We start from the raw sequence: 21467 nt of genomic DNA on the forward strand, positions 1-21467 counted from the left end.
CCACCTGGGGTTCAGCCGCCGTTCACCTGGATCCGAAGAGCTCCAGGAGTTCGGCCTTGCCGAACATGCGGGCGGTGTCGAGGGCGGACGGAGTCCCGGCCTCCGGATTCGCCCCGGCGGCGAGGAGGGCGCGGATCACGGCGTCCTCACCCTTGAAGACGGCGCCGGCGAGCGGGGTCTGGCCGCGGTCGTTGGCGCGGTCGGCCTCGGCGCCGCGCTCCAGGAGGGCGGTGACCGCGGCGGCGTGGCCGTGGTAGGCGGCCAGCATGACGAGGGTGTCGCCCCTGTCGTTGGTGAGGTTCGCGGGGACGCCCGCGTCGAGGTAGGCGGCGAGGGCGTCGGCGTCACCCGTGCGCGCGAGGTCGAAGACCTTGGACGCCAGCTCGATGACCTCGGGGTCCGGAGTCTCGCTCATCGGGTGGGACCGCCTCTCTCCTGCTGTGTCGGCCTGTGCACGGCAAGCGCGGCCGTACGAGTGAATCGACAGGGTACTGCCCGCCCGGGGACATGGCGGCGCCCGGCCGAGGCAAAGATCACGTCATCTCGCCCGGGAGCCCGCTTCTAGCGCACGCCGGACATTTCGCCACCCGACGGGGCGCCCGCCGTCCGCCGGTCAAGTGAAATCGTCCATTTTTCACTCTAATGCACCTTTAGTCACATAGATACTTGCTGTGAACCTGGAAGGACTCATGGTGACTGTCCCCTCAACCAGGAGAACAACCAATGATCCTGTCCATCTCAGGCGTGGTCCTGCTCGGCATCATCTGCTTCCTGTTCTTCAAGAAGGACGGGATGAAGGCCTCGCACGCCCTCGTCAGCGCGCTGTTCGGCTTCTACCTCGCGGGCACCGCCATCGCCCCGAGCATCACGGCGGGTGGGCAGAGCCTCGCCGGTCTCCTGGGCGGGATCAAGTTCTGACGCCCTCCAGTCCCTTCCATCGATTCAGGAGTACTTCGTGGCCCGGCGACCACTCCCCCGCATTCTGAGCAGCGGCAGCGCGCAGATCGCTCGTAGTCGAGAGATCGCGCGCTCGGCCGCCGACAGCGCCACCGACGTGCTCCATCCGCTGATCACGGTCTCCCGTGGTCTGCGGAAGCTGGCCGCGACCGCGCGCGCCAAGTGGGCCGCGACCCCCAAGGAGCGGCGTGGTCCCACGCTGCTCCTGGTCGCGGCCTGCGTCCTGGTCGTCGCCCTCATGCCGTACGGGCCGCTCCTCGCGCTCGTCGCCCTGATGGGCGCGGCCGCGTGGAAGGGCCGTGAACGACCGGTCGTGAAGACCGGGCCCGACGAGGCGGAGATCGCCCGGCTCAAAGGCCTGTACGAGGCCCTCGTGCCGTACTTCTCCGTCCCCGACGACCCCTCCCCGCTCTTCGCCCACGGCGGCGACTGGAGCGGCGCCTTCGCGGAGTACGCCTTCGACGAGGACGGCCGGCTCACCCGGCTGAGGATCGCCTATCCCCCCTACTTCACCGACGGCGAGCCCGCCGCACGCGCGCGCATCGAGCAGCTGCTGCACGCCAAGTCGGGGCGCGGCCGCGAGTACCTCTTCGACTGGGACGAGGAGGGCAACCGGCTCGTCATGAGCGTGCTGCCCGCCCTGCCCACCACCATCGCCGCCCAGCGCTTCGTCACGGTCCCGGGCGAGACCGTCCTCGGCTTCACCGACGCCGACGCCGTGCAGCGGACCGTGCCCGTCGTCTCGGCGGACGGCACGGAGGACGCCCCGGCCGTCGTCTGGCGCACCGGCCCCCGCTCCACCGAGCCGCACCTGCTCGCCGTCGGCCAGCCCGGCAGCGGCACCACCTCGCTGCTGCGCTCGATCGCCCTCCAGGCCCTCCCCCACGGCGACGTGCTGATCGTCGACGGCGGCGGCACCGGCGAGTACGCGTGCCTGACCGGCCGCGACGGGGTCCTCGCGGTCGAGTGCGGGCTCTCCGGCGCCCTCGCCACCCTGGAGTGGGCGGCCCACGAGACGGAGCGGCGGCTGATCGCCGCGAACCGCGCCCGGCAGGCCGGCCTTCCCGCGCCGGAGGACACCCGCCGTCCGCTGTGGATCCTGCTCGACCGGCCGGGCGTCCTCGGCGACCTGGCCGCCGCCGACGGCCGCCCCGACCCGCAGGAGCTGCTCCAGGTGCCGCTGCGGCACGGGCGCGCGGCGCAGGTCACGGTGGTGGTCGCCGAGCAGTTCGACAGCGTGGACACCCTGAGCGAGGCGGTACGGACCCACACCCGGGCCCGGATCGTCCTCGGCCCCGCCTCTCCGGAGCAGATCGCCTCCGCCCTGGGCGCCCGGCCGCACACCACTCCGACGCCCGAGGTCCCGGCGGGCCGGGGGTACGCGCGCCTGGGCACCGGCCCGGTCCTGCGGCTCCAGGTGCCGGCGACGCCCGACCCGTACGACGACGCGACGAGCGAGGCGCACCGCCAGGCGGTCCTGGAGCTCCTCCCGGAGCGCCGCGCGACCTCGGCCCCGGCGACTCCGGTCCTGGTCAAGACCCCGGCGGCGGTCGCGGCCTCGGACACCGTCACGTTCTCGGCCGCCGCCTCCGCCTCGGACACGGTCACGCTCTCGGCCGCCGCGGTCGAGGCGGTCCCCGGCTCGGCGCCGGACCCGGCCCCGGCGCCCCGCACCGAGGCGGGCCCCGGCCCGGCCCCGTTCCACACGCCCGTCCCCGCGGAGGGCTGAGCACGTACGTACGGAGGGTCCCCACGCGCGCGTGGGGACCCTCCGTACGTCCGCGTGACGGCTACGCCACGAACGACCTGGGCGGTTCCGAGCCTCCGCCGCCCGCGCCGGACTCGACCAGACGGGCCGCGGCGGCGAGCCGGACGGCCGCCTCGTCCGCGACCGGGCCGCCGACCGTGAAGGGCAGCCGGACGAAGCCCTCGAAGGCGCCGTCGACGCCGAAGCGGGGCCCGGAGGGGACGCGGACGCCGACCCGCTCCCCCGCCTCGGCGAGCCGGGAGCCGGAGAGGCCGCCGGTCCGGACCCAGAGGGTCAGACCGCCGCGCGGGACCGCGAACTCCCATTCCGGGAGCTCCCGGCGGACGGCGGCGACGAGCGCGTCCCGGTTCTCCCTGGCCTGCTCGCGGCGGAGGGCCACGGCCTCCTCCCAACCGCCCGTCCGCATGAGCCAGTTCACGCCGAGCTGCTCCAGGACGGGGGTGCCGAGGTCGGCGTACGCGCGCGCGGCGACCAGGGAACGGATGACGTCGGGCGCGGCCCGGACCCAGCCGATCCGCATGCCCGCCCAGAAGGCCTTGCTGGCCGAGCCGACGGTGACGACGGTGGCGCCCGCCGGGTCGAAGGCGCAGACCGGCCGGGGCATCTCCAGGTCCTCGTCCAGGTGCAGTTCGGTCATGGTCTCGTCGACGACGAGCACCGTGCCGGCCGAGCGCGCCGCCTCGACGAGCTGCCGCCGCTGGTCCTCGTCGGCGAGCGCGCCGGTCGGGTTGTGGAAGTCGGCGACGACGTACGCGAGGCGGGGCGCGGCGTCCCGCAGCACCTGCCGCCAGCGGCCCAGGTCCCAGCTGCCGAGGCCCTCGGCCATGGCGACGGGCACGAGCCGGGCGCCGGCCGAGCGCATCAGCTGGAGGATGTTGGCGTACGAGGGCGACTCGACGGCGATCCGCTCGCCGCGCCCCGCGAAGAGGTGGCAGATGGCGTCGATGGCGCCCATGGCGCCGGTCGTGACCATGATCTGCTCGGGCATGGTGGGGATCCCGCGCGCGGTGTACCGGTCGGCGAGCATCTGGCGCAGCGCGGGCAGTCCGGCCGGGTAGTCCCCGTGCGTGTGGGCGTAGGGCGGCAGCTCCTCCAGGGCGCCCTGGACGCTCCGGGTGAGCCAGGGCTCGGGCGCGGGCAGGGCGGCGCAGCCGAGGTCGATCATCGAGCCGAGGGCCTCGGGGGGCAGCGGTTCGAGGCCGCGCGCGGGCAGCGGGTTCCCGGCGGGCACGGCGGTCCAGCTGCCGGCGCCGCGACGGGACTCCAGGAAGCCCTCGGTGCGCAGCGCCTCGTAGGCCGCGGCGACCGTGGTCCGGCTGACGGTGAGCGCGAGGGCGAGTTCCCGCTCGGCGGGCAGGCGGGCGGCGACCGGGACGCGGCCCTCCAGGACGAGCAGCCGGATGCCGTCGGCCAGGGCGCGGTAGGCGGGCGGCTTGCGGGCGCCGGGTCCGGCGGGCCGGGGCTGCTGCGCCTGGAGTTGCCGGGCGAGCTGAGCCGGTCCCACCGCCGAAGTCCACTGAGCCATGGAAATCAGTCCACCTTCCTCGAATTGGCCATGGTTGACATCCGATCCCCCGCCACAGAGTGTCATGGGTCAGTCCACTACCACCACCTTGGGGGGCAGTTCCTTGTCCATCGCCTCCGGCCTGCGCGGCCGGCACCTCACCCGTCGGCTCGTCCAGCTGTACGCCGGACTGGCGCTGTACGGGGTCAGCTCGGCGCTGCTCGTGCGCAGCGGGCTCGGCCTGGAGCCCTGGGGCGTCCTCCACCAGGGTCTCGCCGAGAAGACCGGGCTGACCATCGGCGTGGTGTCGATCGTCGTCGGCGCGGTGGTGCTGCTCCTGTGGATCCCGATCCGGCAGCGGCCCGGACTCGGCACGGTCTCCAACGTGTTCGCGATCGGTCTGGCGATGGACGGCACCCTGGCCCTGGTCCCGGACGTCGACGGCCTGCTCCGGCAGGTCCCGCTGCTCCTGCTCGGCATCGTCCTCAACGGGGTCGCGACCGGCCTGTACATCGCGGCGCGGTTCGGGCCCGGTCCGCGCGACGGTCTGATGACCGGTCTGCACCGGCTGACCGGCCGGTCCATCCGGCTGGTGCGGACCTCCATCGAGGTGGTGGTGGTCGCCACCGGCTTCCTGCTCGGCGGCTCGGTCGGCGTCGGAACGGTCCTCTACGCCCTGGCGATCGGACCGCTCGCCCAGTTCTTCCTGCGCCGGTTCACCGTCCCGGAGCCGGACTCCGACGGCGCCGCGGCCGCCCAGGAGCCGGACTCGGGCAGCACCGTGGTCGCCCAGGGGCCGGCCACCGGCAGCGCCACGCTCACCCCCGGGTCGGACCCCGGTGGCACCGCGGTCGCCGGCGGGACACCGGAAGGCGTCATACTGCGGCCGTGACTCGCGTACGCCACCCCTATCTCGACCATCCCTCCCCCCTCGCGTTCGCCCATCGCGGCGGCACGGCGAACGGCCTGGAGAACACCGCGGCCGCCTTCCGCCGGGCCTCCGCCGCGGGCTACCGCTATTTCGAGACCGATGTGCACACGACGTCCGACGGGGTGCTCGTCGCGTTCCACGACGCGACCCTCGACCGGGTGACGGACGCCTCGGGCCGGATCGGCGACCTGCCGTGGGCGGCGGTGCGGGAGGCCCGGGTCGCGGGCACGGAGCCGCTGCCGCTCTTCGAGGAGCTCCTGGAGGAGTTCCCCGAGGCCCGCTGGAACGTGGACCTCAAGGCCGAGGCGGCCCTCGCCCCGCTGGTGGACCTGATCCGCAGGACCGGCGCCTGGGACCGGGTCTGCGTGGGCTCCTTCACCGAGTCCCGGGTGGCGCGGGCGCAGCGCCTGGCCGGTCCGCGGCTCGCCACCTCGTACGGGGTGCGCGGGGTGGTCGGCCTGCGGCTGCGCTCCTGGGGGATCCCGGCGGCGCTGCGGGCCGGAGCCGTGGCCGCGCAGGTCCCCGAGCGCCAGGCCGGGGTCCCGATCGTGGACCGCCGGTTCGTGCGGGAGGCGCACGCGCGCGGGCTCCAGGTCCATGTGTGGACGGTGAACGATCCGGCCCGGATGAACTCTCTCCTCGACCTGGGGGTCGATGGCATCATGACCGATCACCTGGAGACGCTGCGCGGCGTGCTCACCGACCGGGGCACGTGGATCTGAGCCGCGTCCCGGTCACGGGGACGAACGAAGGGGGCGCGGCCGTGACCGCTGACACCACCGAGCCGGAGGATTACGCCGCCGGCACCGCCGAGCGGCGGCGCGAGCAGCGGGGCTGGTACTTCTACGACTTCGCGTGCTCGGTCTACTCGACGAGCGTGCTCACCGTGTTCCTGGGGCCCTACCTGACGTCGGTGGCGCGGGCGGCGGCCGACGCCGAGGGCTTCGTGCACCCGCTGGGGATCCCGGTGCGGGCGGGCTCGCTCTTCGCGTACGCCGTGTCCGCGTCGATCGTGGTCGCGGTCCTGGCGATGCCCCTGGTGGGCGCGGCGGCGGACCGTACGGGCCGGAAGAAGCCGCTGCTCGCGGCGGCGGCGTACCTGGGGGCGGCGGCCACGACGGGGATGTTCTTCCTCGCGGGCGACCGCTACCTGCTCGGCACCTTCCTGCTGATCGTGGCGAACGCCTCGCTGTCGGTCTCGATGGTGCTCTACAACGCCTATCTGCCGCAGATCGCGGAGCCCGACGAGCGGGACGCGGTCTCCTCGCGCGGCTGGGCCTTCGGCTACACGTCCGGCGCGCTGGTCCTCGTCCTGAACCTGGTCCTGTACTCGGGGCACGACTCCTTCGGTCTCACGGAGGGCGAGGCGGTCCGCATCTGCCTGGCCTCGGCGGGCGTGTGGTGGGGCGCCTTCACGCTCGTGCCGCTGGCGCGGCTGCGCGACCGGCAGGCCCGCCCCGAGGGGGACGAGCGGGCCGGTGAGGGCGCGGTCGGCAGTGGCTGGCGCCAGCTGATCGCGACGCTGAAGGACATGCGCCGGCACCCGCTGACGCTCTCCTTCCTCCTCGCCTACCTCGTCTACAACGACGGCATACAGACGGTGATCTCACAGGCCTCCCTGTACGGCTCGGAGGAGCTGGGGCTCGACCAGACGACGCTCATCACGGCGGTCCTGCTCGTCCAGGTCCTCGCGGTGGCGGGGGCCCTGTGGATGGGGCGACTCGCCCGGACGCACGGCGCCCAGCGGACGATTCTGGGCTCGCTGGCGGTCTGGGCGCTGATCCTCGCGGTGGGCTACTTCCTGCCCGCGGGCTCGCCGGTGTTCTTCTACTGCCTGGCGGCCGCGATCGGTCTCGTCCTGGGCGGCAGCCAGGCCCTGTCGCGCTCGCTGTTCTCGCATCTGGTGCCGCGCGGCAAGGAGGCGGAGTACTTCTCGGCGTACGAGATGAGCGACCGGGGGCTGAGCTGGATGGGTCCGCTCGTGTTCGGTCTCGCGTATCAGCTGACCGGAAGCTACCGGGATGCCATCATCTCCCTGGTGATCTTCTTCGCCGTCGGTTTCGCACTGCTCGCCCGGGTCCCCGTCCGGCGTGCGGTGGAGGCCGCGGGGAATCCGATACCCGACCGTATTTAGACGCGGCGGTGAAAGGGCGGTAGTGTACGCGTTTGGCCTGCCAGGCGGACCGTTACTGCGTGCTGCTTTGGTGAAGACACCGTGTCACATCTGCCGTCAGATGTGACAAAACGGGCACTGGTGGGTACAACAAGGGGCGGCACGACGGGCGACGCATGACCCGGCACGGGAATCTTTACCGCCGACCGGACGTTGACCGGATAACGACGACAGCGACACCTGTCCTGTGGGCGACAAGCCCGGGAGGCACGATTCATGAGTGAGCGAGCTCTTCGCGGCACGCGCCTCGTGGTGACGAGCTACGAGACCGACCGCGGCATCGATCTGGCCCCGCGCCAGGCGGTGGAGTACGCATGCGAGAAGGGACATCGTTTTGAGATGCCCTTCTCGGTCGAGGCGGAGATTCCGCCGGAGTGGGAATGCAAGGTCTGCGGAATCCAGGCACTCCTGGTGGACGGGGACGGACCTGAGGAGAAGAAGGGCAAGCCTGCGCGTACGCACTGGGACATGCTCATGGAGCGACGCACCCGCGAGGAACTGGAGGAGGTCCTGGCCGAGAGGCTGGCCGTCCTGCGTTCCGGCGCCATGAACATCGCCGTGCATCCGCGCGACAGCCGCAAGTCCGCCTAGCGGATCGCCGCAGGAGCACAACGCCGCGGGGCCCGGTACACGATTCGTGTACCGGGCCCCGCGGCGTTCGCGCGCCCCCGCACGGACGCGCGGGGGCAGGAGCGCGGAAAGATCAGGGCATCAGCGGCGGACGGGGCTCCTCGGGCCCGCGAGGCCCCTGGGGCGCGTCCTCGCGGATGACCTCACCCTGCACCACCTTTCCGTCCGGCCGGTGGATGCGGGCCTGCTGGAAGGCGTCCTGGAGGCTGCCGGGGGGCGCGGCGCTCATCCGGCGCTCGACGGCCTTCTCCGCGTACCGCCCGAGGAACGAGCGGACCTGCGGGATCAGCAGGAGCAGACCGGCCGCGTCCGAGAGCAGGCCGGGGATCATCAGGAGCAGGCCGCCCAGCATCAGGAAGCCGTTGCGGTCGTCCGCGCCGGTCCGGTCGGCGGGCGAGGGCGCCACGCCCGTCTGCGCGGCCGCCTGGGCCTGCTGGAAGGTCGAGGTGAGGTTGCGGAAGGCACGACGGCCCGCCCGCTTGACGACGGTGGCGCCGAGCACGGCACCGCCGACGAGCAGGACGAGGACGGTCAGCCCGCCCGCCGCGTTCGCCACCACCGTGAGCAGCCAGATCTCCAGGACCAGCCAGGCGGCGACGCCGAGCGGAAGGAACGTACGCGCGCGTGAGCGCTTGGGGGCGGGGGGAGGCGGTGCGCCGGTCGTCATGGTCCCCAGTGTGCCTGGCGCCCCGCCGGAACGTCGTAAAGGAAAGATCAGCGCGGAAGGCGTACGGGCGTCAGGAGGACTTGCGGCCGAGCAGCTTGCCGACCTTCTCCGCACGCGCCGTCAGACCCCAGCCGGTGACCCGCCACAGCGCCTCGACGACGATGTTGCGGCTCATCTTCGAGTCGCCGATCTCGCGCTCCACGAAGGTGATCGGGACCTCGACGACGTGGAAGCCGGCGGCGATCGCGCGGCGGGCCAGGTCGACCTGGAAGCAGTAGCCCGCCGAGGCCACGTCCTCCAGGCCCAGGCCCTCCAGGGTCTCCTTGCGGAAGGCCCGGTAGCCGCCGGTGACGTCGCGGATCGGCACGTCGAGCATCACCCGCGAGTAGAGGCTGCCGCCCCGGGAGATGAACTCGCGGGACTTCGGCCAGTTCACGATCCGGCCGCCCGGCACCCAGCGGGAACCGAGGACCAGGTCCGCGCCCTTGAGGGCGGTGAGCAGCCGCGGGAGCTCCTCGGGCTGGTGGGAGCCGTCGGCGTCCATCTCGACCAGGACGCCGTAGCCCTGCTCGATGCCCCACCGGAAGCCGGCGAGGTAGGCGGCGCCGAGCCCCTCCTTGCCCTTGCGGTGCAGGACGTGCACATGGTCGTCCTCGGACGCGATCTCGTCCGCGAACTTGCCCGTGCCGTCAGGGCTGTTGTCGTCGGCGACGAGAACGTGCGCCTCGGGTACGGCCTCCCGCACCCGCGCGACGATCGGCTTGATGTTGTCCGCCTCGTTGTAGGTCGGAATGATCACCAAGGCCTTGCCGAGCGGGCCGTAACGCCTCTGGCCACCGTCGTTCACTACTGCCCCTTCGGATACATACGCAGGCCCCCACCATAGCGAGGTCCCCGGCGTGCTCCGGCGTGGCGGGTCGAGTGGTCCGGGTGACAGACCGGACAGAAGGGACCACCGGGACGAGCGGGGTGCGGTGCGGGGCCGGGCGTCCTTCGGTCCGACCTGGGGATCCGCTGGCTGCGGGTCGACCGAGAGCCGTTGTCTACTGAACGTCCGGGCCCCACCCGGGTCGCACCTTCCGCCGGGGAAACCCTCCCTCGCGGCCGAGGCGCGGGCGGCGTTCGGCTACGGCACGGGGGTGCGGTCCGGTCGGACGTCCTGTGGTGGACGCGGTGAACCTACCCGCCCTCGGCGGGCGGCTGTCAATACCCGCTTGACCTGCGGAGACTCCCCAAAAGGCCAGGCCGGAGGGCAAGATCCGCAGGTCGGGGACAAGCGTGCGGGAGGGCGATCCCGGGGGCGAAATGTCCCTATATCACTCGTTCGGCCGTACGAACACCGTCTGTCCGTACACCACCGTGCGCAGGCAGACGGGGAGATCGACGCCGGGCGACAGATCGGGCAGACCGGGCGTCCCGGAGCGGGGGTCGGTGGACCAGCGGGCGACCCGGTCGTCGGGCGCCTGCACGACGAGCTCCTCGGTGCGCCAGACCGCGTAGTCGGCGGGGGCGCCGGGGACCAGCGTCCCCGCGTCGTCCCGGCCCACGGCCCGCCAGCCGCCCCGGGTGTGGGCGGTGAAGGCGGCGCGGGCGGAGATCCGGTGCTCGGGGGTCCGGTGGAAGGCTGCGGCGCGCACGGTGCCCCAGGGGTCGAGCGGGGTGACCGGGCTGTCGGAGCCGAAGGCCAGCGGCACACCGGCGCGCAGGAGGGCCGCGTACGGATTGAGGGTGCGGGCCCGCTCGGCGCCGAGGCGGTCGGCGTACATGCCCTCCTCGCCGCCCCAGAGGGCGTCGAAGGCGGGCTGCACGGAGGCGGTGAGCCCCAGCTCGGCGAAGGCGGCGATCGTCTCGGGGGTGAGCATCTCGACGTGCTCGACGCGGTGGCGGGCGGCCCGGATCCGGGCCAGGCCGAGCTTCTCTGCGGCGGCCCGGACGCCCTCGACGACGGCGGTCACGGCCGCGTCCCCGATGGCGTGGAAGCCGGCCTGGAGGCCCGCCTCGGTGCAGGCGACGACGTGCAGGGCGATGGCGGCCGCGTCCAGGTGGGCCGAGCCGGTGTGCCCGGCGTGGTCGGCGTACGGCTCGTGGAGGCAGGCCGTGTGGGAGCCGAGGGAGCCGTCGGCGAACAGGTCGCCGGCCGCGCCGAGGGCCCCCAGGGCCCGCGCCCGCTCGACGTCGAGGTCGGCCCAGTAGCCGACGACCCGGGGGCCGGCCTCCTCGCGCGCGAGGTCCAGGAGGCCGGTGAAGTCCTCCTCGGAGGAGATCTGCGGGCCGCCGCACTCGTGCAGGGTGCCGATGCCGAGGGACGCGGCCTTGAGCCGGGCGGCGCGCTGCGCCTCGGTGCGCTGCTGCGGCGACACGGCGGCGAAGGCGGCCGCGCGGACGGCGTGGTGGGCGTCGCCGGTGAGCGGCCGCTGCCCGTCGTGGAAGCCGTCCAGCTCGCGCACGCCGGGCACGAGGTCGAGGAGGGCGGTGGTGACGACGGCCGAGTGGACGTCGATCCGGGTCAGGTAGAGCGGGCGGCCGCCGGTGAGTTCGTCGAGCTCGGCGCGGGTGAGCGGGCGGCGCTCGGGCCAGCGGGAGGCGTCCCAGCCGTGGCCGATGAGGATGCGGTCCTCGGGGCGGGCGGCGGCGTGGGCCCGGATCAGCCCGGCGGCCTCGGCGAGCGAGGCGGCGGCGGACAGGTCGAGCCCGGTGAGGGCGAACCCGGTGGCGGTGGTGTGCACGTGCGCGTCGACGAACGCCGGGGTGACGAGGGCGCCCTCCAGGTCGACCACCTCGTCCACGCCGGAGGCGAAGGCGTCGGCCGCGCCTTCCGAGCCCACCCAGGCGACGTGACCGCGCTCCACCACCATGGCGGTGGCGAAGGGATCGGCGGGGCTGTGGACTTCTCCACCGCGCAGCAGCACGGTGCGGTGGCCGCCGGGAGACGCAGGGGGCATGGACTCACTCATGCACACCAGGCTAGGACCTGCCGGGACACGGTTTGTCCGGCAGGTCCCCCTCGGCGGCCCCGGCGCCTCAGATGCGGGGCGGCCTGGCCTCGTACGGCGTGGACAGGACGACGGTCGTGCGACTGGAGACGCCGGCCTGGGAGCGGATGCGGGTGAGCAGGTGCTCCAGCTCCAGCGGGGTGGCGACGCGGACCTTGAGGATGTAGTTCTCGTCACCCGCGACGCTGTGGCAGGCCTCGATCTCGGGGATGTCGGCGAGCCGGTCGGGGGTGTCGTCGGGGGCGCTGGGGTCGAAGGGTTTGACCGAGATGAACGCGGTGAGCGGCAGGCCGACGGCCTCCGGGTCGACGACGGCGGCATAGCCGCGGATGACACCGCGCTGCTCCAGGCGGCGGACGCGCTGATGCACGGCCGACGTGGACAGGCCGGTGGCCTTGCCCAGGTCGGTGTAGCTCATGCGCCCGTCCTTGACCAGCAACTCCACGATCTGACGATCCAGCTCCTCCATGCGGTGACCCTATTGCTCCCGGCGGGCCGGGGCACGGCCGGGGGTGACGCGTATGGGGCGCTTTGGGCTGTCACGGGGCACCTGCGACGGGCATGTGACGAACGCCACAGGTTTGCGTCCGGCCTGGGTGAGCGCCTCACGGTTATGCGGAGTTCCGCATGGGAAGTGCTTGCTGTGGTCGAGGCCGCACAGATCCGGCCGACCCAGCCAAGGGGGAGATTCCCAATGCAGGAGCCTGTTGATTCGGTCGACACGTCCGACGAGCTCGACGCGTACGACACCTTTGAGATGTTCCGGGTGGTCTGCCCGGAGTGCGCGCGGCCGATCGCGCTGCTCGCGGACGAGGACGCGCTGCCGGAGCACGCGCTCTGCCCGTCGCCGTGGAACCCCTTCGTCCTGACGGTCTGCCCGGGCACGGGTCTCGCGGCCTCCGAGGCCCGCCCCACCGACGACCTCCTGGGGGTCCAGGAGCAGGACACCGCACTGCTCCTGACGCTCCCCCAGGGGCTCGACTGGCGCACGCAGCCCTTCTCGCACGTGGGCGGTCCGGGCTCGCGTCCGATCCGGGTGCCGCAGATGCGGCGCGCGGCCTAGGGCCCGTCCGGCTACCAGTAGCTTCCCCGCACCATCGCCGCGAGCGTGGCGTGGTGCAGGATCAGGCCGTCCGGGTCGCCGGGCACCTCGACCTCGCCGAAGTGGGCCTGGCGGTACGCGATCCTGAGCATCACGATCGCGTGCCGCAGCGCCGCGTAGAGCGTGTGGAACTCCATGTCGCGCGGGGTGTGCCCGGTCAGTCCGGCGTACCGCCGCTCGATCGCGTCGCGCCGCAGGAAGTCCGGGAGCCCCGGCTGGCCGAAGCCGACGGTCAGGTCCTGGAAGAAGCGGTGCAGGTAGACGGTCCAGCCGAGGTCGACCTCGCGGGGGACGTACGCCGCCATCTCCCAGTCGAGGACGGCGGCGGGCGTGAATCCGTCGTAGACGATGTTCCCGATGCGCGCGTCGCCCCAGCCGAGGACGGCGGGGCCCTCGTCGGCCGGCCAGTGCTCCTCCAGCCAGTCGAAGGCCGACTCGATGAGCGGCGAGGGCGCGATGCCCTCCACCACCCAGGCGTAGTAGGCGCGTTGGGCGTCGACGTGGCGGCGCAGCGGGCTCCCGGTGCCTTCGGGCAGCAGGAACTCGGCCTCCTTCGCGGGGAACTGGTCGTGCAGCCGCGCGAGCACGGAGACGGATTCGGCCTCCAGGTGGGCGCGTTCGGCGTCGGTGGCGGCGTGCAGCCAGTTCCCCTCGTACGTGTAGGGCATGACGTCCGGCGGGACGCGGCCCTCGGCGCGGGCCATCACGAAGAAGGGGGCGCCGAGCGGTTCGGGGTCTTCTTCCAGCCAGAGCACGCGCGGCACGGGGACGTCGGTGTGCTCGCCGACGAGGCGCATCACGCGGTGCTGGCGTGCCATGTCGTAGACGGGGAAGACGGTGTACGCGGCGGGGTCGGCGGCGAGCCGCAGGGCGCAGCCGCGCACGGGGGCGTCCGGGTGGTCGAGGTCGAAGAGCAGGGTCTCGCTGGACATGCCGTTGGAGCCGGGGACGGCGAGGTCGGCGACCCGGGCCCCGGGCAGGTGCCGGTCCAGCCAGGCGGTGAGCCGCCGGCCGAGCTCCTCGGGGTCGCGGGTGGTGGTGCGGGGGCGGGGCGCGGTGGCCAAGGGGCGCTCCTCAGTTGGCTGTCGAGGTGTGGTCGGCGAAGCCGCTGGGGTCGTGGCGGCCGAAGGAGCCGTGCTCGAAGATGCCGTAGCCGGTGCGGCCTTCGAGGGTGAAGCGGGCGGCGTGGTCGGTGACGCCGTAGGCGGCCATGGGGTGGGCGGCCGGGTCGGCGAGGTCGTAGACGCGGCGGTCGGTCCAGCCGCGGCCCTGCCAGGTGCCGTGCTGCCAGTCGGTGGCGGGCGGGTATCCGGCGCCGACGGCGAGCGGGGAGGAGGCGAGGATCTCGACGCCGATCTCCAGGGGTTTCCCGGCCGGGTCGGTGAGGTGGACGGTGGCCCGCTCGGGGTGGCGGGTGCCCGGGCGGTAGGTGATCTCGGTGCGGGGCCAGCCGAGTTGGGCGTCGCGGCGGCCGTTCCGTACGAGCAGGGCCTCGTTGAGGGTGCGGTAGCCGTCGGCGTCCTCCTGGGCGATGACCATGAGGAAGCGGTCCTCGAAGCGCATCGGGATCCAGAGCCAGTGGAAGCCCTCGGGGCGGAACTCGGCGGCGCGGCCGGGTTCCTCGCCGGGGAGGGGGCGGACTCCCCAGCTGCGGTCGCGGGTGCCGGTCCACTCCCCCGCCGTGACGGCGAACTCCTCGCCGCCCGCCCTGATGGTGCCCTCGCAGTGTCCGGCCTGGACGAAGCGGCGGCCTTCGAGGGTGAGCCGGCCGCCGTGGCGCTGGGTGTGGTGGGGTTCCCAGACGGCGGGGAAGTCGCCGGTCCAGTCGAGATCGAAGGAGAGCCCGTCGGGGTCGTCGGGGTCGGCCGCGCAGTGCAGGGAGAGGCGGCGGAGCGGTTCGTCGACGGTGATGGTCAGCGGGCCGACGGAGAGGTTCATCCGGTCGTCGCCGAGGGCGTCGGAGGCGCGGACGGCGTGCAGGCGGTCGCCGGTGCGCAGGGTGGCGTAGGCGTCGACGACCCCGGTGTTGGGGTAGACGCCGAGACCGGCGATGAGCAGGGCGCGGCCGGTGTGGTCGAAGACGTGGAAGATGCAGCGGTCGTAGGCGTTCCGGTCGCCGCTGACGTGGTGCTTCATCGAGAGCGGTGCCTGGTGCACGGGGTATTCGTCGAGCGCGACGGGCCGGTCGTCGTCCACGGCTGACCTCCTGATCGGCGAGTGGGATCTGACGGTACGTCAGCTGTCGACCGGGGGGCCAGAGCCGTGCACCGGGTACCGGGCGAACTGCCGCTCGAATCCGTCTGGTGGTGACCCCGGCCGCCGGGGCGCGTTGGTCCGGGCATGACCACGCTGTACACCACTCCCAGCGGTTACGGTCGGCACCGGCAGGCCGAGCCGCGCGATGAAGAATCGGTTCCTCATTCGACGGCGCCGACGTCATCGCCGCCGTCCGCATCCGCATCCGCACCCGTCCCTGTCCCCGTCCCCGTACCGGCGCAGGGGCAGACCCCGGCACAGGCGCAGGCGAAGCCCCCCGTCCCCGCCGATCCGCCCATCTACCGGGACGTGCTCTCCCTCTGGGCCAGCCAGGGCCGGACCCTCCCCGGCCACCGCGACCAGGAGTGGACCCGGCTCGCCGCCGGACCGGTCTGGGCGGACCGCACCGTGCGCGTCAGCGGGACTCTGGTCCGACCAGGTGACGGGCGATGACCACGCGCTGGATCTGATTGGTCCCCTCGACGATCTGGAGCATCTTCGCCTCGCGCAGATACCGCTCCACGGGGAAGTCCGCCGTGTAGCCGTAGCCCCCGAGCACCTGCACCGCGTCCGTCGTGACCTGCATCGCGGCGTCCGTGCAGAAGAGTTTGGCCATCGCCGCGCACCGGCCGAAGGACCGTCCCTCGTCCCGGAGCCGCGCCGCCTCCAGGTACAGCGCCCGGCCCGCCTCGACCTTGGTCGCCATGTCGGCGAGCAGGAAGCGGAGCCCCTGGAAGTCGGCGATCGGCCGGCCGAACTGGCGGCGCTCCCGCGCGTACGCGACGGCCTCGTCCAGGGCCGCCCGGGCCAGGCCCACGGCACAGGCGGCGATGCCGAGCCGCCCCGAGTCCAGGGCGCCGAGCGCGATCGCGAAGCCCTGCCCCTCCGCGCCCAGACGCCGGTCGTCGGCGACCCGCACCCCGTCGAAGTGGAGCTGCGCGGTGGGAGAGCCCCTCATGCCCATCTTCCGCTCGGGAGGGGCGGCGCTCAGCCCCGGCGCGTCCCCCGGCACCAGGAAGGCGGTGATGCCGCGCGCGCCCGGGCCGCCGGTGCGGGCCATGACCGTGCAGAAGTCCGCGATCCCGCCGTGCGTGATCCAGGCCTTGGTCCCGTCGATCACCCAGTCGCCCTCCCCCTCCCGCACGGCCCGGGTCCGCAGCGCCGCCGCGTCCGATCCGGCGGAGGGTTCGGAGAGGCAGTACGCGCCGAGGAGCCCGCCGCCCAGCATCGCGGGCAGGTGCGCGGCCCGCTGCGCCTCGGTGCCGAAGCCGGCGAGCGCGTGGCAGGCGAGGGTGTGGACGCTCACCCCGAGCCCGACGGTGAGCCGGGCGGCGGCGAGCTCCTCCAGGACCTGGAGGTAGACCTCGTACGGCTGGCCGCCCCCGCCGTACCCGGGGTCGTACGGCAGTCCGAGCAGCCCCGAGCGGGAGAGCAGCGCGAACAGCTCACGGGGGAAGCGGCCCTCGGCCTCCTCCTCCGCGGCCCGCGGGGCGATCTCCCGCCGGGCGATGTCACGCACCAGGGCGAGCAGTTCCCGGGCCTCGTCGGTGGGCAGCCGGCGCTCCACGCCGTCCGCGGTGCTGTCGGCCATGACCGGACGCTCCTCCCTGCCGGGCGCGCGCGGGGCGCGGCGATCGGGGGGAGTATGCCCGTTCCGTACCGGGGGATCACACGGCCGCCCCGGATCCACACGGTTGCCGGTCCCCCCTCGCACGAGGCCCGCGCGGTTGCCGGTCCCGCCTCACCCGAGGCCCGCGTGGTTGCCGCCGTCACCTCACATGAGGCCCGCCCGGGTGACGAGGACGGCGAGCAGCACGACCAGGGTCCAGCCGAGGACGTGCTCCAGGATCTCGGGACCGCCGTCGCGGGGGCCGCCCGTGCGGGTGCGGGCGAGGAGACGGGAGTGGGTGGTGGAGGTCATGGCGGCCACCTTGCGCCACGGGGGCGGCCCCGGGGTAGGACGCCGGTCACGTCCTTCCTGGGCCGCCGCCCCGCGTCAGACGATCCCGAGGTCCTCCAGGGCCTTGCGCTGGGCGGGCGTGGGGCGGTCGGGGAAGTAGAGGTAGCAGACCCCTCCTGTGCCGGAGACCACTTTGCCGCTCGCGTTGTACCGCTTGGTCCGCAGCCAGATGTTCTCCCACTCGCGCCGCCGGTAGACCCGGCGGACGGCCTCGTCGCTGGGGGAGGCGGGGTCGTTGGCGATGATGTCGCCGTCCGCCGTGAAGCCGATGACGGTCATGAGGTGGCCCGAGGTGCCGTATCCGGCTCCGGTCAGCTCGTCCTTGCGGAAGGACTGGGACGTTATGGCCGGGATGCCGACCGCGACGAGCGATTCGAGTTCGGTGAGCGAGCGGAGGCGGGTGACCACGGCGTTCATGTCGGGGTAGGTGGCCGCGTAGGCGGCGTTGAAGGGCCAGTTGCCGCAGCCCTGGTACTGGTGGTCGTAGGTGTGCCGGGCCGCGTGGCAGACCTGCGGGTCGGCGAAGGCCGGGTTCACCCAGGCCAGCTGTTCGGGCGAGGGCCGGCGGTCCCAGTACTCGATGATCATCTGGGAGGAGGTCGGGCTGCACCAGGCCTCGCCGCCGTTGTCGTACTCGGGGTACTGGCCGACGTGGATGTTCTGGGAGTAGCGCGGGACGGTCAGCTCGTGGTCGAGGCCGGGCTCGGAGGCCGGGACGGTGAAGCGGTCCGGGATGTCCGAGGCCATGGCGCCGAGCCGCCAGACCGTCGGGCTGAGGTCGCTCCCCGGGGTGCGGTAGAGGGTCAGGCGCAACCGGTACGCGAGCAGCCGCAGGCCGCTCGCCGCGTCGTCGATCGCGAAGGTGTCGGTCCAGACGGTGCTCCTGCCGTCGGTCTGGTCGTCGACGGAGGTGCGCCGGATGTCCTCGTCGCCGGAGGCCCAGCGGCCGAGCACGTACCAGGGGGTGGTGCCGGCGTCGGAGTACGTGCCGGACAGTTCGACCTGGAGCCAGGTGCCGGGCGGCGTCTCGGCGTTCCAGGAGGCGATGACCTCGGTGGCGGGCACGGCCGGGACGTGGACGGGCGAGGTCCAGCTCGCGTACTCCCAGGCGGAGGTGCGGCCGGTGTGCGGGTCGGTGTAGTCGAGGCGCCCGGCGGGGGTGTCGAGGACCAGGCCGGGGCGGTGGCCGGACACCGCGCGCGTACCGGCCGTCGTGCCGCACCTCCAGTCGGTGTACGAGGACCAGAAGCGGTTGTCGACGAGCCCGGTGGCGGGGGCGTGGCCCCGCCCGGCGCAGTCGTCGGAGGCGCAGTCGGCCACGCAGTCGTCGGAGGTGCAGTCGGGGCCGGTGGCGGGGGCGGACGCGAGGGCGGGTCCGGCGGCGGCCGTTCCCGCGGCGGCCGCGAGCGCCGCGGCGAGGACGGTTCTGCGCGGGGTGGAGCTGGTCATGGACGGTGACCCCCAGTCGAGAACGATGGGCATACGGAACTACGGAGCTCTGCCGGCGGGGCTGCGCGGGCCCACTATCCCGGCTCCCGCGGGGCCTCCGCCAGCACTTCGCCCCGCGTCGCCGCACCAATATTGGTCTCCACCACTGGCGGCGGCACCTCCCTGACCTGCGGCACTCCCCCGCTCCCCTACCCTGGGGGCCATGAACGACCTCGACCGCGCCGCGCAGGCGCTGCTCCGGCTGCCGCCCTCCTGCGGACCGGTCCGGCTGGTCGCGGTCGACGGCCACGCGGGCTCCGGCAAGTCCACGCTCGCCGGCCGGCTCTCCGCCGCCCTCGGTGACGCCCCCGTCCTGCGGCTCGACGACCTCGCCACGCACGAGGAGCTCTTCGAGTGGACCGGGCGCCTGCGGGAGCAGGTCCTGGAGCCGCTCTCGCGGGGCGAGACCGCGTCCTACCGCCCGTACGACTGGCGGCTGCGGCGCTTCGGGGAGGCACGGGTGCTGGCCCCGGCTCCGGTGGTGCTCGTCGAGGGCGTCGGCGCCGGCCGGCGGGTGGTGCGGCCGTTCCTCGCGTGGCTGCTGTGGATGGAGCGGGGCGCCGAGGAGTCGTGGGTGCGGGGGCGCCGACGGGACGGACCGGAGCAGGCCTCCTTCTGGGACGGATGGACCGTGGCGGAGACTCGCCACTTCGCCGAGGACCCCTCCCGGCCCTTCGCCGACACCCTGGTACGGGAGTGCCAGGAGGGGTACGACTGGCTTCCCGGGCCGACCGTGACAGCGGGCACGGACCAGATCATCACGCACAGTGACGGCGCCATGTCCGTGAACTGAGGGCACGGAAGTCCGCTTCCGCAAGTGCCTCAACTTCGCTTGACCCCAGGGGCGTACAGGTCTTACGTTCTGAATGTGCGGCTTTTCGGAGCCGCCGCGGACACGAAGCCCCCGGTTGTTCCCCCGTGATCGGGGGCTTCGTTCTGCCCTCGGAAGCCCGATCCGGGCCCTCGAAGACCCCCTCCGCGAGCCCTGACGCTCACCCAGGGTCACCGCTTCCGGATCATGCGCTTCTCCTTAAGCGCGCACCCCCTGCGCAGGTACGATGCCCCCAGGTGCGGTCAAATCCCGTCCATACGATGACGGTTGTGGGGGACTCGATGGACATCGGCACACAGGGGTCGCAGACCCCGGCCGAGCTCGCCTGGCTGCGCGGAGTCGACGCCTACACGATGGGCGCGTATCCGCAGGCGGAGGACGAGTTCCGGACGGCGGTACGGATCGATCCCGGGATGGCGGACGCCTGGCTCGGGCTGCACGCGCTCCGGGTCGACACCACGACCGCGCTGCTGCGCATGTACCGCAACCGCGAGCGCTTCGGCGAGCAGCGCACCCGCTACCGGCGCACCCTGAACTCCTGGTACTGGCTGGGCTGGTGGGTGCAGCCGGTCCTGGAGAGCCCGCGCGACCTGCTGCTCGCGCACGCCTCCCACTGGCTCGACGGCCGCCACGTGCCGGAGCTCGACCGCGCCCTCGCGGGCCTCCCCCCGGTCGACACCGACCCGCAGGTGCGCTTCCTGCACGCCTGCCGCGCCTATCTCGTCAAGGACTGGGACCAGCTCGTCCGGCACACCGAGACCCTCGTCGACGACCCGCTGCTCGGCATCGAGGCCGGTCTCTTCGGCGGCATGGCCCGGGTGCGCCTGGAGATGTACAGCCAGGCCGAGCCGCTCCTGTCGGCCTCGCTGATGCGCTGCCGCAGCGAGCAGCCGCAGCGCAAGGAGCTGCGCTACTGGCTCGCCCGCGCCCACGAGGGCACCGGGCGCAGCGCCGCCGCCCTGCCGCTCTACCGGGCCGTGCACCGGATCGACCCGGCGTTCATGGACACGGCCGCCCGGCTCGCGGCGATCGCCGAGTACGACGGCTTCGAGGGGTTCGACGGCGTGGACGACCCGGCCGGCCTCGCGACGGTCGCGATGGGCACCCTCGGCGGGGGCCTCGGGCAGGACGCGGTGGACACCGTGCCGGGCGCCGAGCCCGACCCCGGCGGGCTCGGCGACGGGCTGCGGCTCGCGCCCGAGCCGGTACCGCCGGCCGCCTCCGTCGCGCCGCCCGAGACCGTACGGCAGAAGGCCCCGCTGCCGGGCCAGCCGACGCCGCCGCGCTTCCCGGCCGGGCCCACCGACCCGGTGCTCCTCGCGGAGGCGCTCGCCGAACTGGAGGGCATGGTCGGGCTCGAACCGGTCAAGCGGCAGGTCAAGGCGCTCTCGGCGCAGCTGGAGATGGCGCGGCTGCGGGCCGGACAGGGGCTTCCGGTCCAGCCGCCCAAGCGTCACTTCGTCTTCTCCGGCCCCTCGGGCACCGGGAAGACGACGGTCGCGCGGATCCTGGGACGGGTCTTCTACGCCCTCGGGCTGCTCGGCGGCGACCACCTCGTGGAGGCCCAACGGGCCGATCTGGTCGGCGAGTTCCTGGGCCAGACGGCGGTCAAGGCCAATGAGCTGATCGACTCGGCGGTCGGCGGGGTGCTGTTCGTGGACGAGGCGTACGCGCTCTCCAACACGGGCTACAGCAAGGGCGACGCGTACGGCGACGAGGCCCTCCAGGTGCTCCTGAAGCGCGCCGAGGACAACCGCGACCATCTCGTGGTCATCCTGGCCGGCTATCCCGAGGGCATGGACCGGCTGCTCAACACCAACCCCGGCCTGTCCTCCCGGTTCACCACCCGGGTCGACTTCCCCTCGTACCGGCCGCTGGAGCTCACCGCCATCGGCGAGGTCCTCGCGGCGGCCAACGGGGACGGCTGGGACGAGGAGGCCCTCGACGAGCTCCGCTCGATCAGCGGGCACGTCGTCGAGCAGGGCTGGATCGACGAGCTCGGCAACGGCCGCTTCCTGCGCACCCTGTACGAGAAGTCCTGCGCCTACCGGGACCTGCGGCTCTCCGGATACGCGACGACCCCGACCCGGGAGGACCTCGCGACCCTCCGGCTCGCCGACCTCATGCAGGCGTACGGCGAGGTCCTGTCGGGCCGCGGCCCGGTCGACCGGGGCCCGCAGCAGGAGCCCCCGGGGTACTAGCGGGG

Annotated in this window: 20 protein-coding genes; 9 read left to right on the forward strand and 11 right to left on the reverse strand. The window is 73.4% G+C overall.

Going from position 1 to position 21467, the window contains the following annotated elements; translation table 11 throughout:
* Nucleotides 1–22: 22 nt before the first annotated feature.
* The gene (locus ACFYUS_RS17180) at nt 23–415 is read right to left on the reverse strand and encodes an ankyrin repeat domain-containing protein (RefSeq protein ID WP_388851906.1); all 393 of its coding nucleotides are present in this window, start codon (nt 413–415) and stop codon (nt 23–25) included.
* 308 nt (nt 416–723) lie between these two features.
* Between ACFYUS_RS17180 and ACFYUS_RS17185 the strand changes: the two genes are divergently transcribed.
* Together ACFYUS_RS17185 and ACFYUS_RS17190 are read left to right on the forward strand one after the other, a co-directional pair.
* Nucleotides 724–918: a hypothetical protein gene (locus tag ACFYUS_RS17185; RefSeq protein ID WP_015032212.1), complete on the forward strand. Its 195-nt coding sequence runs from the start codon at nt 724–726 to the stop codon at nt 916–918.
* Between the two features lie 37 nt (nt 919–955).
* Nucleotides 956–2686 carry a hypothetical protein gene (locus ACFYUS_RS17190; RefSeq protein WP_388851908.1) on the forward strand — a complete coding sequence of 577 codons (1731 nt, stop codon included), beginning with the start codon at nt 956–958 and terminating at the stop codon, nt 2684–2686.
* Nucleotides 2687–2747: 61 nt separating this feature from the next.
* On the opposite strand, the gene ACFYUS_RS17195 is transcribed toward ACFYUS_RS17190, so the two are convergent.
* Nucleotides 2748–4250 carry a PLP-dependent aminotransferase family protein gene (locus tag ACFYUS_RS17195; RefSeq protein WP_388851911.1) on the reverse strand — a complete coding sequence of 501 codons (1503 nt, stop codon included), beginning with the start codon at nt 4248–4250 and terminating at the stop codon, nt 2748–2750.
* Nucleotides 4251–4353: 103 nt separating this feature from the next.
* Here ACFYUS_RS17195 and ACFYUS_RS17200 point away from each other — a divergent pair, with 103 nt between their 5' ends.
* From ACFYUS_RS17200 to ACFYUS_RS17215, 4 genes are all read left to right on the forward strand, one after another.
* Nucleotides 4354–5121, forward strand: a complete 768-nt coding sequence (locus ACFYUS_RS17200) for a YitT family protein (protein WP_388851914.1) — start codon at nt 4354–4356, stop codon at nt 5119–5121.
* Nucleotides 5118–5882: a glycerophosphodiester phosphodiesterase family protein gene (locus ACFYUS_RS17205; RefSeq protein ID WP_388851918.1), complete on the forward strand. Its 765-nt coding sequence runs from the start codon at nt 5118–5120 to the stop codon at nt 5880–5882. The genes ACFYUS_RS17200 and ACFYUS_RS17205 overlap by 4 nt, the downstream gene beginning before the upstream one ends.
* Before the next feature lie 41 nt (nt 5883–5923).
* On the forward strand, nt 5924–7294 hold the full coding sequence (locus ACFYUS_RS17210; RefSeq protein WP_388851921.1) for an MFS transporter: 1371 nt from the start codon (nt 5924–5926) through the stop codon (nt 7292–7294).
* 255 nt (nt 7295–7549) lie between these two features.
* Nucleotides 7550–7924, forward strand: a complete 375-nt coding sequence (locus ACFYUS_RS17215; RefSeq protein WP_015032218.1) for an RNA polymerase-binding protein RbpA — start codon at nt 7550–7552, stop codon at nt 7922–7924.
* A 112-nt stretch (nt 7925–8036) separates the two neighbouring features.
* Here the strand turns inward: ACFYUS_RS17215 and fxsA are convergent, their stop codons facing one another.
* The 4 genes from fxsA to ACFYUS_RS17235 all read right to left on the reverse strand — a co-directional run bounded on the left by fxsA (nt 8037) and on the right by ACFYUS_RS17235 (nt 12092).
* The gene (fxsA, locus tag ACFYUS_RS17220; protein WP_388851924.1) at nt 8037–8630 is read right to left on the reverse strand and encodes an FxsA family membrane protein; all 594 of its coding nucleotides are present in this window, start codon (nt 8628–8630) and stop codon (nt 8037–8039) included.
* Between the two features lie 70 nt (nt 8631–8700).
* Nucleotides 8701–9477 (reverse strand): polyprenol monophosphomannose synthase, encoded by a 777-nt coding sequence (locus tag ACFYUS_RS17225; RefSeq protein ID WP_388851927.1) that lies wholly within the window; start codon nt 9475–9477, stop codon nt 8701–8703.
* A gap of 469 nt (nt 9478–9946) precedes the next feature.
* The gene (locus ACFYUS_RS17230; protein ID WP_388851930.1) at nt 9947–11584 is read right to left on the reverse strand and encodes an amidohydrolase; all 1638 of its coding nucleotides are present in this window, start codon (nt 11582–11584) and stop codon (nt 9947–9949) included.
* Nucleotides 11585–11651: 67 nt separating this feature from the next.
* On the reverse strand, nt 11652–12092 hold the full coding sequence (locus ACFYUS_RS17235) for an Lrp/AsnC family transcriptional regulator (RefSeq protein WP_030691308.1): 441 nt from the start codon (nt 12090–12092) through the stop codon (nt 11652–11654).
* A 225-nt stretch (nt 12093–12317) separates the two neighbouring features.
* On the opposite strand from ACFYUS_RS17235, the gene ACFYUS_RS17240 reads away from it, so the two are divergent.
* On the forward strand, nt 12318–12686 hold the full coding sequence (locus ACFYUS_RS17240; protein ID WP_388851934.1) for a hypothetical protein: 369 nt from the start codon (nt 12318–12320) through the stop codon (nt 12684–12686).
* 11 nt (nt 12687–12697) lie between these two features.
* On the opposite strand, the gene ACFYUS_RS17245 is transcribed toward ACFYUS_RS17240, so the two are convergent.
* The 5 genes from ACFYUS_RS17245 to ACFYUS_RS17265 all read right to left on the reverse strand — a co-directional run bounded on the left by ACFYUS_RS17245 (nt 12698) and on the right by ACFYUS_RS17265 (nt 18390).
* Nucleotides 12698–13789 (reverse strand): phosphotransferase family protein, encoded by a 1092-nt coding sequence (locus ACFYUS_RS17245; protein ID WP_388851937.1) that lies wholly within the window; start codon nt 13787–13789, stop codon nt 12698–12700.
* Between the two features lie 10 nt (nt 13790–13799).
* Nucleotides 13800–14861, reverse strand: a complete 1062-nt coding sequence (locus ACFYUS_RS17250; protein WP_388852990.1) for a hypothetical protein — start codon at nt 14859–14861, stop codon at nt 13800–13802.
* 535 nt (nt 14862–15396) lie between these two features.
* The gene (locus ACFYUS_RS17255) at nt 15397–16572 is read right to left on the reverse strand and encodes an acyl-CoA dehydrogenase family protein (protein WP_388851940.1); all 1176 of its coding nucleotides are present in this window, start codon (nt 16570–16572) and stop codon (nt 15397–15399) included.
* A 183-nt stretch (nt 16573–16755) separates the two neighbouring features.
* Nucleotides 16756–16902, reverse strand: a complete 147-nt coding sequence (locus ACFYUS_RS17260) for an SCO1431 family membrane protein (protein WP_388851943.1) — start codon at nt 16900–16902, stop codon at nt 16756–16758.
* A 75-nt stretch (nt 16903–16977) separates the two neighbouring features.
* Nucleotides 16978–18390, reverse strand: coding sequence for a peptidase C39 family protein (locus tag ACFYUS_RS17265; RefSeq protein ID WP_388851946.1), 1413 nt, complete (start codon nt 18388–18390; stop codon nt 16978–16980).
* A gap of 202 nt (nt 18391–18592) precedes the next feature.
* Between ACFYUS_RS17265 and ACFYUS_RS17270 the strand changes: the two genes are divergently transcribed.
* Together ACFYUS_RS17270 and ACFYUS_RS17275 are read left to right on the forward strand one after the other, a co-directional pair.
* Nucleotides 18593–19222 (forward strand): uridine kinase, encoded by a 630-nt coding sequence (locus tag ACFYUS_RS17270; protein ID WP_388851949.1) that lies wholly within the window; start codon nt 18593–18595, stop codon nt 19220–19222.
* Between the two features lie 320 nt (nt 19223–19542).
* A complete protein-coding gene (locus ACFYUS_RS17275; protein WP_388852992.1) occupies nt 19543–21462 on the forward strand; it encodes an AAA family ATPase in 1920 nt (639 codons plus the stop codon).
* The last annotated feature ends 5 nt before the right edge of the window (nt 21463–21467 follow it).

The sequence above is a fragment of the Streptomyces sp. NPDC004284 genome, assembly GCF_042874035.1.
In the GTDB taxonomy this organism is placed as follows: Bacteria; Actinomycetota; Actinomycetes; order Streptomycetales; family Streptomycetaceae; genus Streptomyces.